At 65.6% G+C, this 16,237-nt stretch carries 12 protein-coding genes; 4 read left to right on the forward strand and 8 right to left on the reverse strand.

Features of this window, described 5'->3' with window-relative positions; all coding sequences use genetic code 11:
- The first annotated feature begins 13 nt into the window (after nucleotides 1-13).
- Complete coding sequence (locus A6723_RS19175; protein ID WP_054910593.1) at nucleotides 14-1,348, forward strand: MFS transporter; 1,335 nt, start codon at nucleotides 14-16, stop codon at nucleotides 1,346-1,348.
- A gap of 55 nt (nucleotides 1,349-1,403) precedes the next feature.
- Here A6723_RS19175 and A6723_RS19180 read toward each other — a convergent pair whose 3' ends face one another.
- From A6723_RS19180 to A6723_RS19190, 3 genes are all read right to left on the reverse strand, one after another.
- Nucleotides 1,404-1,823, reverse strand: a complete 420-nt coding sequence (locus A6723_RS19180; RefSeq protein WP_054910594.1) for a cupin domain-containing protein — start codon at nucleotides 1,821-1,823, stop codon at nucleotides 1,404-1,406.
- Between the two features lie 253 nt (nucleotides 1,824-2,076).
- The gene (locus tag A6723_RS19185) at nucleotides 2,077-2,961 is read right to left on the reverse strand and encodes a Dyp-type peroxidase (protein ID WP_054910595.1); all 885 of its coding nucleotides are present in this window, start codon (nucleotides 2,959-2,961) and stop codon (nucleotides 2,077-2,079) included.
- A 67-nt stretch (nucleotides 2,962-3,028) separates the two neighbouring features.
- Entirely contained in the window at nucleotides 3,029-3,637 is a 609-nt protein-coding gene (locus tag A6723_RS19190; protein WP_054910596.1) for a DedA family protein, read from the reverse strand.
- Between the two features lie 381 nt (nucleotides 3,638-4,018).
- Between A6723_RS19190 and A6723_RS19195 the strand changes: the two genes are divergently transcribed.
- The 3 genes from A6723_RS19195 (at nucleotide 4,019) to A6723_RS19205 (ending at nucleotide 7,967) form a co-directional block, all read left to right on the forward strand.
- Nucleotides 4,019-5,473, forward strand: a complete 1,455-nt coding sequence (locus tag A6723_RS19195; RefSeq protein WP_054910597.1) for a sodium:solute symporter family protein — start codon at nucleotides 4,019-4,021, stop codon at nucleotides 5,471-5,473.
- Nucleotides 5,474-5,936: 463 nt separating this feature from the next.
- A complete protein-coding gene (locus A6723_RS19200) occupies nucleotides 5,937-7,508 on the forward strand; it encodes a sensor domain-containing diguanylate cyclase (protein ID WP_054910231.1) in 1,572 nt (523 codons plus the stop codon).
- Between the two features lie 144 nt (nucleotides 7,509-7,652).
- Nucleotides 7,653-7,967 carry a hypothetical protein gene (locus A6723_RS19205; RefSeq protein ID WP_054910232.1) on the forward strand — a complete coding sequence of 105 codons (315 nt, stop codon included), beginning with the start codon at nucleotides 7,653-7,655 and terminating at the stop codon, nucleotides 7,965-7,967.
- 27 nt (nucleotides 7,968-7,994) lie between these two features.
- Here A6723_RS19205 and A6723_RS19210 read toward each other — a convergent pair whose 3' ends face one another.
- The 5 genes from A6723_RS19210 to A6723_RS19230 all read right to left on the reverse strand — a co-directional run bounded on the left by A6723_RS19210 (nucleotide 7,995) and on the right by A6723_RS19230 (nucleotide 16,070).
- The gene (locus A6723_RS19210) at nucleotides 7,995-9,944 is read right to left on the reverse strand and encodes a PAS domain-containing sensor histidine kinase (RefSeq protein WP_054910233.1); all 1,950 of its coding nucleotides are present in this window, start codon (nucleotides 9,942-9,944) and stop codon (nucleotides 7,995-7,997) included.
- A gap of 74 nt (nucleotides 9,945-10,018) precedes the next feature.
- Entirely contained in the window at nucleotides 10,019-11,203 is a 1,185-nt protein-coding gene (locus A6723_RS19215; RefSeq protein WP_054910234.1) for a hybrid sensor histidine kinase/response regulator, read from the reverse strand.
- Entirely contained in the window at nucleotides 11,193-11,780 is a 588-nt protein-coding gene (locus A6723_RS19220) for a chemotaxis protein CheB (RefSeq protein ID WP_054910235.1), read from the reverse strand. The genes A6723_RS19215 and A6723_RS19220 overlap by 11 nt, the downstream gene beginning before the upstream one ends.
- The gene (locus A6723_RS19225) at nucleotides 11,777-12,595 is read right to left on the reverse strand and encodes a protein-glutamate O-methyltransferase CheR (protein WP_054910236.1); all 819 of its coding nucleotides are present in this window, start codon (nucleotides 12,593-12,595) and stop codon (nucleotides 11,777-11,779) included. Before A6723_RS19225 ends, A6723_RS19220 begins: the two co-directional genes overlap by 4 nt.
- A gap of 1 nt (nucleotide 12,596) precedes the next feature.
- Complete coding sequence (locus A6723_RS19230) at nucleotides 12,597-16,070, reverse strand: response regulator (protein ID WP_054910237.1); 3,474 nt, start codon at nucleotides 16,068-16,070, stop codon at nucleotides 12,597-12,599.
- Nucleotides 16,071-16,237 lie beyond the last annotated feature (167 nt).

Raw genomic sequence — 16,237 nt, forward strand, 5'->3', positions numbered from 1 at the left:
GGATGGCCCGATCATGATCCATACGCAATCCGCTCCCCTCGCTGCGGTCGCTCCGCACGGCTCTTCCCTCTTCGGCAAGGTGCGTGGCGCCATGGCCGTCGGCAAGGTGCGCTGGGGCATGCTCGCCCTAGTGTTCTTCGCCACCACCCTGAACTACATCGACCGCGCTGCCCTGGGCGTGATGCAGCCGATCCTCGCCGAGAAAATGGCCTGGACGGCCATGGACTACGCCAACATCAACTTCTGGTTCCAGGTCGGCTATGCCATTGGCTTCGTGCTGCAGGGCCGGCTGATCGACCGCATCGGCGTGAAGCGTGCATTCTTCTTTGCCGTGCTGCTGTGGAGCTTCGCCACCGGCGCCCACGGCCTGGCCAGTTCAGCGGCCGGTTTCATGGTCTGCCGCTTCATCCTCGGCCTCACCGAAGCAGCCAACTACCCGGCCTGCGTGAAGACCACGCGCCTGTGGTTCCCGGCCGGCGAACGGGCCGTGGCCACCGGCATCTTCAATGCCGGCACCAACGTTGGCGCCATGGTCACCCCCGCCCTGTTGCCGCTGATCCTCTCGGTCTGGGGCTGGCAGGCGGCATTCCTCTGCATGAGCGCGCTGGGCTTCGTCTGGGTGGTGCTGTGGAGCCTGAAGTACTTCAACCCCGAAGAGCACCCGACGGTGAAGCAGAGTGAACTGGACTACATCCAGGATGCCGTCGAACCGCCGGCCGAGCGCGTGCCCTTCTCCACCATCCTGCGCATGCGCGGCACCTGGGCCTTCGCCGTGGCCCTTTCGCTGACCGCACCGGTGTTCTGGTTCTACCTCTACTGGCTGCCGCCGTTCCTCAACCAGCAATACGGCCTGGGGATCAGCGTCACCCAGATGGGCATCCCGCTGATGCTGATCTGGTTGACCGCCGACTTCGGCAGCATCGGCGGCGGCATCCTGTCGTCCTGGCTGATCGGTCGTGGCATGAAGCCCATCCATGCACGCCTGCTGTCGATGTTCATCTGCGCCTGCTGCATCATCGGCGTGATATTCGCCGCCAAGGCCAGCGGCCTGTGGATCGCCGTGGCCGCCATCGCCCTGGGGGTCGGCGCGCACCAGGCCTGGACGGCGAACATCTGGAGCCTGGTGATGGACTACACGCCCAAGCACATGATGAGCACGGTGTTCGGCTTCGGCGGCATGTGCGCGGCGATTGGCGGCATGTTCATGACCCAGATCGTCGGCTACATCCTCACCGTCACCCACAACAACTACGCGATCCTCTTCACCTTGATCCCGACCATGTACTTCCTGGCCCTGGCCTGGATGTTCTTCATGGCCCCGCGCCAGGTGCCCGGCGCGCCGGAGTGATCCGCACGCCCGAATGAAGAACCCCGCCAACTGGCGGGGTTCTTCATTCGGGCATTCACTTTTTCAACGGCGTGAGCACCGGTGCGCCTTCGTCCAGCAGCATCCACACCAGCAACTTGGCCGGCTTCTTGTCGCTGGCGTTGCGCGAGACCAGGTGCGGCGTGTTCGGTGCTTCGTACCAGGACTGGCCGGCCTGGTAGGTCACCGGCTTCTGCCCTTCGAGCTGGGAGATCACCGCGCCCTCGAGTACGTAGGCAAACACCGAGCCGCTGTGCACGTGTGCACCGGACGCCTGACCCGGCTCGTAGGCAACCGTGATCATCAGGCCCTTCTTGCCGGCGGCATCGGGGAGCTTCTGCTCCTGCTGGACGTCGATTTTCTCCGGATTGGCCGCGTCACCATGGGCGAATACCGGCAGGCTCAGCGCCAGGCCGAGGCCGGCGAACAACAGTTTCAGGGATGTGGATGCGTGCATGGCGGGTACCTCGGGCAGTGGGAACGTGGTGTTCACGCTACGCCTCGGGGTGCATCGGACCAACAGCCAATTCCGCCGAAGATCGGGGTGCCATTGCGACGGGTGGCGGTGCCGTGCTGTTCGCGAGCAAGCTCGCTCCTACAAGGGTTACCGCGAGGCTCTTCTGTAGGAGCGAGCTTGCTCGCGAACCAGCGCGCCAGCGACCACAAAAAAGCCCCGCACACTGGCGGGGCTTTCATAGGCAGCAGGTGAATCAGCCCAGCAGCGCGCTCAGGTCCAGCAGCCCGTCCTTGCGCGGCGGGCACCAGTAGTAGCCGCCGGTGAGCGGGCGGCTGAAGCGGTACAGCGCGTCGGTGATGCCGTCTTCCAGGCCGCTCATGCGGCGCAGCTGCACCTCGAAGGCGTCCAGGGTGCGGCCGAAGGCGAGGAACATCAGTCCCGCGTCCTGGCCCTGGGTCCAGGGCATGGAGCGGCGCACGATGAAGGCTTCGGGCTCGAAGCTCTCCTGGGCGGTGCGCTTGACGTGGGCGGACTCAGGCGCGTCGTCCAGCTCCTCGTTGTCGCTCAGGCGGCGCCCCATGATGTCGTCGCGCTCGTGCTGCGGCAGCGCGGCAAAGTCCTGCAGCTGGTGACGCCACTGCTGGATCGCGGCAAAGCTGCCGCCGACCAGGCCCGCTGCGTCGCCCTCGACGATGGCGGCGGCGATGGCGTCGTCATCCTGCGGATTCTCGGTGCCGTCCTCGTAACCGGTCAGGTCGTGGCCGCTGCCATGGCGGAAGGCTTCTGTCAGGCTGGTCAGCTCCAGGGCCGGGGCCAGCAATGCCTGGAGCTCCTGGGTGCGCAGCAGCAGTTCGCCACGATCCTCACCGCGCAGCCAGACCCACAGCGCGTGCGGGGTGGACGGGTTGTCGACGCCCACGCCGGAAATGGCCGGGAACTCACGCAGCCCCTCGATGCGGCGGCCCAGCGCGCGCACCAGCGACTCGCCAAACCCCACCACCGCGCGTTCGCCATCGGCGACCTGCAGCAGGCGATCCAGCGCGGCGGGCAGGTCCTGCAGCGATTTCACATCGAAGAACAGATGGCGGGCGTGGGCGGGAACCGGGGTGGCGAGAATGCCGGGCTGGTAAAGGCTCATGACAGCGTCCTTGATCGAAAGAGCGGCGATTCTAATCGCGCCGCGCACGAATCCAAACCGCTCTGTATCAAGGCTTGTGCAAACTTTCCCGGGTTGCGCCGGAATGCGCCTTGCGCCGCTGCCGATGGCGCCGCCACAGCTCCAATCCACCCACCAGCACCAGTACCGCGAGGAAGATCGGCAGCCGGTACGGCCGCAGGTTGCCCAGCCAGCGCTCCAGCACCTCCCCCGCCCAGTAGCCGGCGCTGGCGAACAGTAGCGCCCAGCAGAAGGCACCGAGCAGGTTGATCAGCAGGAAGCGCAGCGGCCCTACCCGGCTCGCGCCGATCAGCAACGGCCCGGCCAGGCGCATGCCATAGAGGAAACGCACGGAGAAGATCGCCAGCAGCGGATGTCGCTCGATCAGCCCGGTGACCCGCTCCACGGCCAGCCCACGCCGCTGCAGCCAGGGCACAGCGCGGTCGCCGGCGCGGCGGCCGGTCCAGTAGAGCAACTGGTCACCCAGGGTGCCGGCCAGGGTCGCCCAAAACACCACCGGCACGTAGGCCAGCAGGCCCTGGTGGGCCGCCAGGCCGGCCAGGATGAGGATCGTCTCGCCCTCCAGAAGGCAACCGACGAACAGCGCCAGGTAGCCGTATTGGGAAAGCAATTGCGCCAGGTCGAAATGCTCGAACATGAAAGTCCTTGAAAGCGTGCCGTGCCAAGAGCCTAGCGGCTCCCAAGCTGTTCTGCTTATCGAACATCGACTGTAAAAAATAAAAGACTAAACAGTCACTTTTGATCGTTAGCAACCAATCAAATCAATCCTTTAGCGTAACCATTCGTCCAGCAATGTAATTTTTTTCGCTCATGGACGATTCAAGTGTTTGACATATTTAACGGATTTGGCAGACTGCGGCCCGTTGTCGCAACTGGTTACGTTTTTCCGGATTCACTGCCTGGTGCACCGGATGACCTCGGCCGCGCAACCCAACAAAAACAACTTTGTCAGTCGTGGCCTACCTGCCCGAGCTTCGTCTCGGCAGCATGGTTCCCGGCGAGCCAACGGAACGAACAAATGCTGATCTGGTTTGTAGCGGTGTATCTGGTGATCACCGTAGCTGTCGGTTTCTACGCCACCACCCGCGTGCACAACTCCTCGGACTACGCGGCCGCCGGTCGTAGCATGTCCTTCCCCCTCGTCGTGACCATGGTGTTCGCCACCTGGTTCGGCTCCGAAGCCGTGCTGGGCATCCCGGCCACCTTCCTCGAAGAAGGCTTCGCCGGGATCATCGAAGACCCGTTCGGTTCCTTCGGTTGCCTGATGCTGGTCGGCGTGGTCTTCGCCCGCCCGCTGTACCGTCTCAACCTGCTCACCATCGGTGACTTCTTCCGCAAGCGCTTCGGCCAGCACGTGGAAATCTTCACCAGCCTGGTGATCATCATTTCCTACATGGGCTGGGTCGCCGCGCAGATCACCGCGCTGGGCGTGGTCTTCAGCGTGCTCTCCGACGGTGGCCTGACCACCACCCAGGGCATGATCATCGGCACCATCATCGTCCTGCTGCACACCCTGTTCGGCGGCATGTGGTCCGTGGCGCTGACCGACTTCCTGCAGATGATCATCATCGTCTGCGGCCTGTTCTACCTCGTCTGGCTGATCGGTGACATGGCCGGCGGCCCGGTCAACGTGATCAGCCACGCCGCCAGCGAAGGCAAGTTCACCTTCCTCCACGGCACCTCGGCGAAGGACATCGTGGCCTTCCTCGGCGCAGCGGTGACGATGATGTTCGGCTCGATCCCGCAGCAGGACGTCTATGCCCGCGTGATGTCGGCCAAGACCGAGAAGATCGCCCAGCGCGCCACCATGACCGGTGCCTGCTGCTACCTGGTCTTCTGCATGCTGCCGATCTTCCTGATCTACGCCGCCTCGATGATCGAACCGGAGATGGTCAAGCACTGGCTGGCCGAAGACTCCCAGCAGATCCTGCCGCACCTGATCCTGGAACGTACCCCGCTGTTCGCCCAGATCATGTTCTTCGGCGCCCTGCTCTCGGCCATCATGTCCTCCGCCTCGGGCGCCCTGCTGGCCCCGTCGGTGACCCTGACCGAGAACATCGTCAAGCACTTCCTGCCCAACATGAACGACCGCCAGGCCCTGCTGGCCATGCGTTGCAGCGTGCTGGCGATGACCGTCGCCACCTGCCTGTTCGCCCTGCTGTCCAACGCCAGCATCTACGAGATGGTCGGCAACGCCTACAAGGTGACCCTGGTCGCCGCCGTGGTGCCGCTGTTCTTCGGCCTGTTCTGGAAGCGTGCCACCACCCAGGGCGCCCTGACCGCCATCGCCTGCGGCCTGATCGGCTGGGTGTCGCTGGAACTGGGCCATCAGGAAGGTGACTTCTGGCCGCCGCAACTGGTGGGCCTGATCTGCAGCGCCATCGGCATGATCATCGGCTCGCTGGCCCCGCAGTTCAGCCAGCACCGTGGCGAGAGCGTATCGGACATGGCCGCTGCCGCAGCCGCCAACTGATCGCCCCCTAGTTGTAGAAGAAGCCCCGCCACGTGCGGGGCTTTTTCATGGGCGGCGAATCTGCAGAGGTGCTCCCTGCGTCGGCACTCCCGTAATCGAACAGCCAGGAACGCCGCGGCGCGCCACCTCCAGTCGAACGCCCCCTGGAGCGACCCGGAGACAGGCCGTTGAAGGCATCGAAGCGAGGTTTCGGGGCACGCCGCATGCCTGCGCCAACAGGCGTGATCTCGCCGGCCTGTCCCGCCGCGCTGATCCGCCTGGCTGGCGGAACCGGCCCCGAACAGGTGACTGGCGGCGTATCCCTGCCTATCCTGAACCTCGACCCGTCGAGGACAGACGGATCAGGCAGCCCGCCCCAGCACGGAGCCCGGCCCATGGAGAGCCACCTGACATCGCGCCACGGCGCAGAGAACTGCCCCCTCGACGGAGCCCCCCGAGCGCCTCGCCCACCCGCGGTGGCTGCATGAAGCGCTGGAGCCGCAAGCCGCTGACCCTGCGGCTGCTGATCCTGGTCTTCGTCCTGCTCGCCGCCCTGGCGACCCTCGGCAACAGCCTGGTCGTGGCCTATACCGTGCAACGTTCGGCGCTGATCCATACCACCCTGGAGGCCAACCGCGCCTATGCCGCCAAGGTCGCCTCCAGCATCAGCGAATTCATCGATTCGGCGCAGCGCAACCTGGCCTTCAGCGCCAATATCCTCGCAACGCACCAGGGTGATCGCGGGGTATTGCGCGCCGAAGCGATGCGCCTGCAATCCCAGGACACCTACTTCAACTCCATCGCCATCGTCGATGCTCACGGCAAGGTGCTGGAGGCCTACCCGGATTCGCTGCAGATCGTCGGCACCACATTGCGCTCGGTAGGCGTACAGCAGGCCCTGCAACTCAAGCAGCCGGCGGTCAGCCAGGCGTATGTCTCCATCGCCGGCAACCTGGTGGTGTTCATCTCCCAGCCTATCGTCAGCCCTACCGGCGAGTACCTCGGGCTGGTCGGCGGCTCGGTCTACATCCTCAAGCAGAGCGTGCTGCACACCATCATCGGCAGCCACTTCCACCACGAGGGCACCTACGCCTTCGTCACTGACGCCAACCGCCGCCTGCTGCACCACCCGGAGGCACCACGCGTCGGCGAACTGCTCAAGGGCAGCCCGACGGTGGAAGCCGCGCTACGCGGAGAAACCGGCGCAATGGAAGTGCCCAACACCCAGGGCGTGGAGATGCTTGCCGGCTACGCCCAGGTGCCCGGCGCCAACTGGGCCGTCGTGGCGCAGCAGCCCCGTGACCTGAGCCTGGCGCCACTGGGCCTGCTGATGAAGGACATGTTCTTCGGCCTGATCCCCGCCAGCCTGCTGGGCGTGCTGCTGATCTGGGGCGGCGCCCTGTTGATCACCCGGCCGCTGCGGCAACTGGCCTACAGCGCCGAGCGCCTGTCGGCGCCGGAAACCCCGGGCGAGCTGCGCAGCATCAGGACCTGGTACCGCGAGGCCGCCGCCATCCGCCAGGCACTGCTGACCGGTGTCGGGCTCATGCAGCAGAAGCTCGGCCGGCTCAGCCAGGAAGCCCAGAGCGACGCCCTCACCGGCCTGGCCAACCGCCGCGCGCTGGCCGCCGCCCTGGCGACACTGGAACAGTCCGGCCTGCCCTATGCGGTGCTGCTGCTGGATATCGACCACTTCAAGCAGGTCAACGACAGTTGGGGCCACGACGCCGGCGACGAGGCCCTGCGCCGGGTCGCCGGTGTGTTGCGCGACTCCTCCCGGGCAGAAGACCTGGCGTGCCGCTCCGGCGGCGAAGAGTTCGTCCTGCTGTTACCGGGCACCAGCCTGGAAGCGGCCCGCAACATTGCCGAGCGGATCCGCGAAACGGTCGCCAGCACGATGATTCCCCAGGTCGGCAAGGTGACGCTGTCCATCGGCGTGGCCGAGAGCGGCAGCGCGCCGACGTCCACCGAGACCGTGCTCAAGCGCGCCGACCAGCGCCTGTACAGCGCCAAGCAGAGCGGCCGCAACCGCGTTGTCAGCAGCGAGAAGCCCTAGCCGGGGCAAACCGTTGGCGAACCGTTCGTCCCTCCCGCTGAACACCCGGGTCGCACCGCCAGTCTCTGTTGAACACGGCGCGCGCTCTTCGGTCCACCTGCGCCACCCGGTCATCGGAGTAGTCAATCGAAGGAGGTACCGACGATGGGCTGGAACGATCATCAGGACGCGGAACTTACCGATGGGCTTCGTCGCCTGCTCGACGAAGGCAAGCTGGAAGCCAATGGCGACCCGGCTATCCTCGCCCAGTACATCCTCAACCACGGCTTTGCCGCCCTCTCCGAGGAGCAGCAGCAACAATTCCAGCGGGAGCTGCTGCCCCTGCTCAACTGCCGGGCTCGCAGCGAGGGCCTGATGCCCCAGGGCGATCTGGCCCCGCTGATCAACGATCCGGGCAATGAAGACCCTGGCTCGCTGATCGAGGCCGATACCACCGAAGGCTTGCACCCGCGCCGCTGAACGCCTGCGACGCATGGCGCGGGCGGGCTAATCCCCGCCCTTCACCCTCAGCAGGAGCACCAGCAACTGATCGCGGTCGAACGGCTTGGGCAGCCGTGGCACCGAATCGGCGAGGGTATCCGGCCGCCCGGCGTAGCCTGTGGTCAGTACGCAGGCCAGCGCCGGCTGAAGCAGACGAACCTGCTGGATGAGCTGCATGCCGTCCATGTCCGGCATGGCGAAGTCGGTGATCAGCAGGTCGAAGGACGACTGCTCCAGGAGACCGAGCGCCGTGCGTGCAGACTCGGCACGGGCCACCTGGCAACCCAGGTCGGCCAGCAGCGCACTGGTACCGGCCAGCACCAGAGCATCGTCATCGACCACCAGTACCCGCAGGCCCAGCGGCTCGTTCAGGTCGGCGCTTGCTTCCACGGCGACCGCCACCTCCGGCGCCGTCGGTTCGGCCTTGGGCTTGACCGCCGGCAGCCAGATTTCTGCCGTGGTGCCCGTGCCGGGCGTGCTGCGCAGCAGCAGTGCGCCGCCCTGCTGCTGGGCCAGCTCATGAACGATGGAGAGCCCCAGCCCCGTGCCCTTGCCGGTGGCCTTGGTGGTGAAGAAGGGCTCCGCCGCGCGGCGCAGGGTGTCCTCATCCATGCCCTGCCCGGAATCGGTCACGGCCAGGCATACGTATTCTCCCGGCGCCAGCTTGCCGCTCTGGTGCGGCCCAACCTGCGCGTTGCGTGCCGAAAAGGTGATGTTGCCGCCGCCGGGCATGGCATCGCGGGCATTGGTTGCGAGGTTGATGATCGCCAGCTCCAGCTGGTTCTGGTCGCTCATCACGCAATCCAGTTGCAGCGGGAAGCGGGTTTCCAGGGTAATGGTCGGCCCCAGCGAGCTGACCAGCAGCTCGCTCATGTCCTGCAGCAGCGCCGGCAGCAGAATCGGCTGCGGGAACAGCCGCTGCTTGCGCGCGAAGGCGAGCATCCGCTGGGTCAACTGGGCACCCCGGCGGGTCGCTTCCAGAGCGTTGCGCCAGATGGCCTGGACCTTTTCGTTGTCCCGCGGCAAATGCCGCTCCAGCAGTTGCAGGCCACCGAGGATCACGGTCAGCAGGTTATTGAAATCATGGGCGACGCCACCGGTGAGCTGGCCGAGGGACTCCATCTTCTGCGACTGGATCAGTTCGTCGCGGGCGCGCTCCAGCTCTTCCTGCGCACGGCGCTTGTCGGTGATATCGCGGGTGATCTTGGCAAATCCGAGCAGCTTGCCGGTATCGTCGAACACCGGGTCGATGACGATATTGGCCCAGAAGCGCGAGCCATCCTTGCGCATCTGCTGGCGCTCCTCCTCGTACCGCCCCTCGACCAGTGCAGTGTCCAGGCTGGCCTGCGGGACGCCGCCCTGGCGGTCCTCGTCGCAGTAGAAGCAATCGAAGCGGCGGCCGATGATTTCCTCCGGGTGGTAGCCCTTGATTCGTTCGGCCCCGGAGTTCCAGCTGGTGACGTTGCCCTCGGCATCGAGCATGTACAGCGCATAGTCGGTCACGCCATTGACCAGCAGGCGGAACTGCTGCTCGCTGCGCCGCAGGGCCAGCTCGGTCTCATGCTGCTCGGTGCGGTCACGGGTGATCTTGGCGAAGCCCAGCAACTCGCCTTCGCTGCTGCGGATGGCGTCGATCACCACGTGGGCCCAGAACGAACTGCCATCGCGGTGCAGGCGCCAACCTTCGCTCTCGTAGCGGCCGACCCGCGCCGCTTCGCCCAGTGCCAGCTCGGGCAGGCCGGCCTCGCGGTCGGTGGGCGTATAGAACCTTGAAAAGTGCTGGCCGAGGATTTCATCGGCGGCATAGCCCTTCAGGCGCTGTGCTCCGGAACTCCAGCTACTGACTCGACCATCCGGGTCGAGCATGTAGATGGCATAGTCGGTTACCGCCTCGACCAGCAGGCGGTAGCGCGCGTCTTCGACGAGTTGGGCGGTGCTGGCAGTCGTTTCGGGCATGAAATCTGCTCTCTTGGCTCATTGGAGCAAAGCATAGGTGCAGGCACGTCACTTCGAATGCCGCCGGACGGCGCTCAGTCCAGCGGCAGGTAGACACTGAACGCCGCGCCCTGCCCCGGCTCGCTGCGTACTTCGATACGACCGCCATGGGCCTGCACGATCTGCTCGGAGATGTACAAACCCAGGCCCAGGCCGGCGACGCGGGCTGCACCGGCGCCGCGCTCGAACTGCTGGAAGATGCGCCGCTGCTCGTCGGCACTGATACCGTCGCCATGGTCACGCACGCCAAGTTGCGCCTGGCCGTCCTGCGCCGCGACGCTCACCTCCACCGGCTGGCCGGGACCATAACGCAGTGCGTTGCTGACCAGGTTGCTGATCACCTGTTCCAGGCGATAGGCGTCCCAGACACCTTCCACCGCCTCCGGCGCGTTCAGGCTCAGCTCGCAGCCGGCAGCCTGGGCCTGCACCGCGAAATTGCCCAGCACACGCTGGGCAATTTCCGTGAGATTGGCCAGCTCCGGGCGGATCGACAGCTTGCCGGTACGGATGCGCGACACATCGAGCATGTCCTCGATCAGCCGGGTCAGCCCGGTGAGCTGGCGCTCATCGCGCTCAAACAGTACGCCGAGGCGCTCCTGGGCGAAGTGCTCCAGCTTGCCCTTGGCCAGGTGCAGGCGGCGCAGCTGGGTATCGAGCATCAGGCCATTGAGCGGGGTGCGCAATTCGTGGGAGACGATGGACATGAAATCGTCGCGCATCTTCACCGCGCGCTGCAGTTCCACCTGGGTTTCGCGCAGCTCGGCGAGCAGCTTGTCCTGCTCGGTGCGCGCCTGCTCCAGTGCCTCAACGTGCTGGTCGAGCACCTTGCGCTGGCGGTAGAGGTCAACGAAGACGTTCACCTTGCTGCGCACCGCGTGGTTGTCCAGCGGCTTGTAGAGGAAATCCACCGCGCCGCTCTCGTAGCCCTTGAACGCGTAGTTCAGCTCGCGCCCGGCGGCGGTGACGAAGACGATGGGGATGTTCTTGGTGCGCGCGGTCCCGCGCATCAGCTCGGCCAGGCCGAAGCCATCCATGCCCGGCATCTGTACGTCGAGGATGGCGAGGGCGAATTCGTGTTCCAGCAGCAACGACAGCGCCTCGTCCGCCGAGGAGGCCTTGAATACCTCGCGCCCCTCGCCCTTGATCAACGCTTCCAGTGCCAGCAGGTTCTCCGGCAGGTCGTCGACGATCAGCAGTTTGCTTCCCTGGTTACGCAGCATGTTGGGTGCCCATTCGGGTCAGGAGTGCGTGAATCTCACGCAACGGCAAAATGTAGTCCGGGGCGTGCAGCGCAATCGCCGCCTCCGGCATGGTGGACACGGCGGCTTCGGCCGGGTCCTGGACGATACTGAGTCCACCCTGGTGCTGGATTCGCGCCAGCCCCTCGGCACCGTCCTGGTTGGCTCCGGTCAGCAGGATGCCGGCAAGCTTGTCCCGATAAGCGTCAGACGCCGAGTCGAAGAGGATGTCGATCGAAGGCCGGGAGAAGTTCCTCGGCGCCTCGCGGCTCAGGGCAAACGTGCGGTCCTGCTCGATGGACAGGTGGTAACCGGCGGCAGCGAAGTAAAGCCTGCCGGCCTCCATCGGCGCCTTGTCGCGGGCCTCTTCCACGGGGATGGCCAGGCGCCGGGCGAACAGTTCCACCAACTGGCTCTCGTGGTTCTCCGGCAGATGCAGCACAGCCACCATCGGCAGGACGAAGTCCGCGGGCAACCCGCCGAACAGCTGGAACAGCGCATCCACGCCGCCTGCGGAGGCGCCGATGACCACGGCCTGGATATCGCGTTGCGTGTTCATCGCTTGCGGAACACCCGTTCGCGGCGGTTCACCACCTCGAACTCCGAGGCGAAGTCGGTGAAATCCAGGCTTTCCTTGCTGCCCAGGCCGAGGAAGCCGCGGTGGCACAGCGATTCGTGGAACAGGCCGATGGCGCGGTTCTGCAACTGCCGGTTGAAATAGATCAGCACGTTGCGGCAGGAGATCAGGTGCGTCTCGGAAAACACGCTGTCGGTGGCCAGGCTGTGGTCGGCGAAGGTCACGTTGGCACGCAGCATCTTGTCGAACAGCGCGCCGTCGTAGGCCGCCGTGTAGTAGTCCGAGAGCGAGCCCTTGCCACCGGCGGCGCGGTAGTTCTCGCTGGCCTGGGCCAGGTCGTCCACCGCATAGATGCCACGCCGCGCCTGCTCCAGCGAGCGCGGGTTGATGTCGGTGGCATAGATGAGCGTGCGCTCGAGCAGGCCTTCCTCGTGCAGCAGGATGGCCAGCGAGTGTACTTCCTCGCCCGTGCTGCAACCCGCCACCCAGAGGCGCAGCGACGGGTAGGTACGCAACACCGGCACCACTTCCTGGCGCAGCGCGAGGAAGTAGCTGGGATCGCGGAACAGTTCGCTCACCGAGATGGTGAGGTACTGCAGCAGTTCGTGGAACGCGTGCGGGTCGTGCAGGATGCGCTCCTGCAGCGCCGAAATGCTGCGGCACTCGAACAGCTTGGTGGCATGCAGCACGCGGCGCTTCAGCGAGGTACCGGAGTAGTCCCGGAAGTCGTAGCTGTACTTCAGGTAGATCGCCTCGATGAGGAGGCGCAGCTCGATGTCCTGGCTGCGATCAGGCATTTCAGATGCGCTCCAGCTTGGGTAGCCATACACGGATCAGGGAGAACAGGCGGTCAAGGTCGATGGGCTTGGCCAGGTAGTCGTTGGCGCCGGCGCGCAGGCACAGCTCGTGGTCGTCCTTCATCGCCTTGGCGGTCACGGCGAGGATCGGCAGCTTCTTCCAGCGCGGGTCCTGGCGGATCAGGCGCGTCGCCTCGTAGCCGTCCATCTCCGGCATCATCACGTCCATCAGCACCAGGTCGATATCGCCGGCCTCGCCGAGCTTCTCGATGGCCTCGCGGCCGTTGCGCGCCACTTCCACGCGGGCGCCCTTGTGCTCCAGGGCACTGGTGAGGGCGAAGATATTGCGCACGTCGTCGTCCACCAGCAGGATGCGCCGCTCTTCGAAGGCCCGGTCGCGGTTGCGCGAGGTGCGCAGCATGCGCTGGCGCTCGCTGGAGAGTTGCGACTCGACCTTGTGCAGGAACAGCGTCACCTCATCCAGCAGGCGCTCCGGCGAACGCGCGCCCTTGATGATGATCGAGCGCGAGTACTTGAGCAGCTCGGCCTCCTCGTCGCGGGTCAGGTTGCGTCCGGTGTAGACGATCACCGGCGGGAAGGAACAGATGTCCTCCTCGCCCATGCGCCGCAGCAGTTCATTGCCCTGCATGTCCGGCAGCTTCAGGTCGATGATCATGCAGTCGTAGATGTTCTTGCGCAGCAGCTCCAGGGCCTGCTCGCCCTGCTCCACCGCGGTGATCTCGATGTCGTCGTCGCCGATCAGCCGCGAGACGCTGTCGCGCTGCAGCGGGTCGTCTTCCACCAGCAGGATGCGCTTGACCTCTTGGGTCAGCTTGGCCTCCAGCTTGCCGAACACCTCGCGCAGCTGCTCGCGGGTGGTGGGCTTGAGGGCATAACCGATGGCGCCCAGGTGCAGGGCCGCTTCGCTGCGGTCTTCCACCGAGACGACGTGCACCGGCACATGGCGGGTACGCGGGTTGGCCTTCAGGCGTTGCAGCACGGCGAGGCCGGATTCGTCGGGCAGGTGCATGTCCAGCAGGATGGCGTCGGGAGCGTGCTCGTCGGCCAGCCGCAGGCCTTCCTCGGCGCCCATGGCCACCAGGCAGCGGTAGCCCAGCTCGCGGGCCAGGTCATAGAGAATGCGGGCGAACTTCGGTTCGTCCTCCACTACCAGCACGCAGCGCTGGCCGACATTGACCTGCTCGCGATCGTCGGCGAAGGCTGCCGCAGCAGGCGCACGCACCACCGGAGGGGCAACGGCAACCGCCTTCGCCACGATCGGCACGGGGGCGCTGGCGGCTTCCTCTTCAGCCGGCGCCTGGTAGTTCAGCGGCAACAGTAGGCTGAAGACGCTGCCCTTGCCCGGCTCGCTGCTGACGATGATGCTGCCGCCCAGCAGGTGCGCCAGGTCGCGGGAGATCGACAGCCCCAGGCCGGTGCCGCCGTAGCGGCGGTTGGTGGCGCCGTCGGCCTGCTGGAAGGCTTCGAAGATGCGCGCGAGCTGGTCCTCGGCGATGCCGATGCCGCTGTCACGCACATCGAAACGCAGCCCCTCGGGCGCTGCACTCACGCGCAGGGAAACTTCGCCGGCGTCGGTGAACTTGAAGGCGTTGGAGAGCAGGTTCTTGAGGATCTGCTCGACCCGCTGGCGGTCGCTGAACAACTGGGTCGGCGCGTCCTGGGCGACTTCGGCGACGAAGCGCAGGCCCTTGTCGTCGGCCTGCGGGCGGAACATGGTCTCCACCGCTTCCACCAGGCGGCGCACGCTGGCGTTCTCCGGGCGCACCTCCAGCTTGCCGGCCTCGACCTTGGAGATGTCGAGGATGTCGTTGATCAGATTGAGCAGGTCGTTGCCGGCGCCGTAGATCGACTCGGCGAACTTCACCTGCTCGTCGTCCAGGTTGCCCTGCTCGTTGTCCGCCAGCAGGCGCGCGAGGATCAGCGAGCTGTTGAGCGGCGTACGCAGTTCGTGGGACATGTTGGCCAGGAACTCGGACTTGTAGCGGCTGGCACGCTGCAGCTCGTCCGCACGGCCCTGCAGGTCCAGGCGTGCCTGGTTCAGCTCGGTGTTCTTGCCGTCGAGGTCGTCGCGCTGGGCGGCCAGTTCCTGGGTCTGCTCGGCCAGTCGCTCGTTGGTCTGCTCCAGCTCGGCCTGCTGGGCTTCGAGGTGCGCCTGGGACTCCTTGAGCACCCGCGACTGCTCTTCCAGCTCCTCGTTGGCGGTCTTGAGTTCCTCCTGCTGCACCTGCAGTTCTTCATTGAGCTGCTGGGTCTCCGCCAGCAGGTCCTGCAGGCGCTGGCGGTGCAGGGCTGCGGCCACGGCACTGCCGAGCGTTTCCGCGACACCCTGGAGGAACGCCTGCTCGCGCTCGCTCAGCGTACGCAGGAAGCCCAGCTCCAGGACGCCCACCACGCCACCCTCGTTGAGCAGCGGCAGCAGGGCGACGCTGACCGGCGAGCCATTGCCCAGCGCCGAGTTGACCTTCAGGTAATCCGCCGGCAGGCCCTCCATCACGCGCAGCTTGCGCTGCCGGGCAGCCTGGGCGATCAGGCTCTGGTCGGCGGCGAAATATTGCGTGCCGTCTTCCGCGTGGGCAAAACCGTAGGTGGCACCGCGCAACAGGCCACCATGGTCGTCGCGCACATACAACGCACCGATGGGCGAGCCGACGAAGTCACCGAGGAATTCCATCAGGCTGCGCCCCAGCGAAGGCAGGGATTGCTGCCCGATCAACTGGTCGCCCAGTCGGCTCTGGCCGTCGCGCAGCCATGCCTGCTGCTGCAGCTGTTCATTGTGCAGCATCTGGCGGCGCAGGGATTCGGAATAGGATTCGGACAGGCTGACCAGCTGCCGGCGTCCGAAATAGGCCAGCAAGGTGCCGACCACGATGCTGAACAGCAGGTAGAGAATCACCACGCCGGTGGACAGGCTGGAGGCGAACTGGTTGCGGTCGTGGCGCAACTGCTGCTCGGTATTGATCAGCGAGCCGTACTGCGCGCGAATGGCATCCATCATGCTCTTGCCGCGCCCGGCCTTGATCGCGTCGGCAGTGTCCAGGCCCTGGCGGCGCTGCTCGATCATCTGCTGGGCGAAGGTCATCCACTCGTCCTGCATCGAGGTCAGGCGCGAAACCCGGTCCACTTGCGGCGGGTTGTCGGCGACCAGCTCCGAGAGGCTCTTCAGCCCGGCATTGATGCGTGGCCGTGCCTGTTCCAGCGGCTCGAGGAAGCGCGGATCACCGGTAATCAGGAAACCGCGCAGGCCGCTCTCCTGGTCGACGCTCAGCCGCTGCATCTCGTTGGCGCTGGAAATCACCCGGTCGGTGTGTTCGACCCAGCCCAGCACATTGAGCATGTAGAGGATCAGCCCGATGAACAGCACCGCGCCCAACAGGCAGATGCCCAGCGGCAGCGCCATGTTGCGCGCCAGGATGCGGCGGAAGGCGCTTTCGTCGGCGATGGCTTTCTGGTTCATCGATGGATTCCCTGATGGCGGACCTTCCCTGGAAGCGATCGGCCGGTGTGGCGGCGTCGACGACATGAACCAGGTAAGTGTTTGAAGTTATTGTAAGAATGCTCTTAAAACAGCAGAAATAATAACCTGAAGCGTTGTAGGCTACACACCGGCTGGCCAATTGACAG

It is taken from the genome of Pseudomonas sp. AU11447, assembly GCF_001672555.2.
GTDB lineage: Bacteria > Pseudomonadota > Gammaproteobacteria > Pseudomonadales > Pseudomonadaceae > Pseudomonas > Pseudomonas nitroreducens.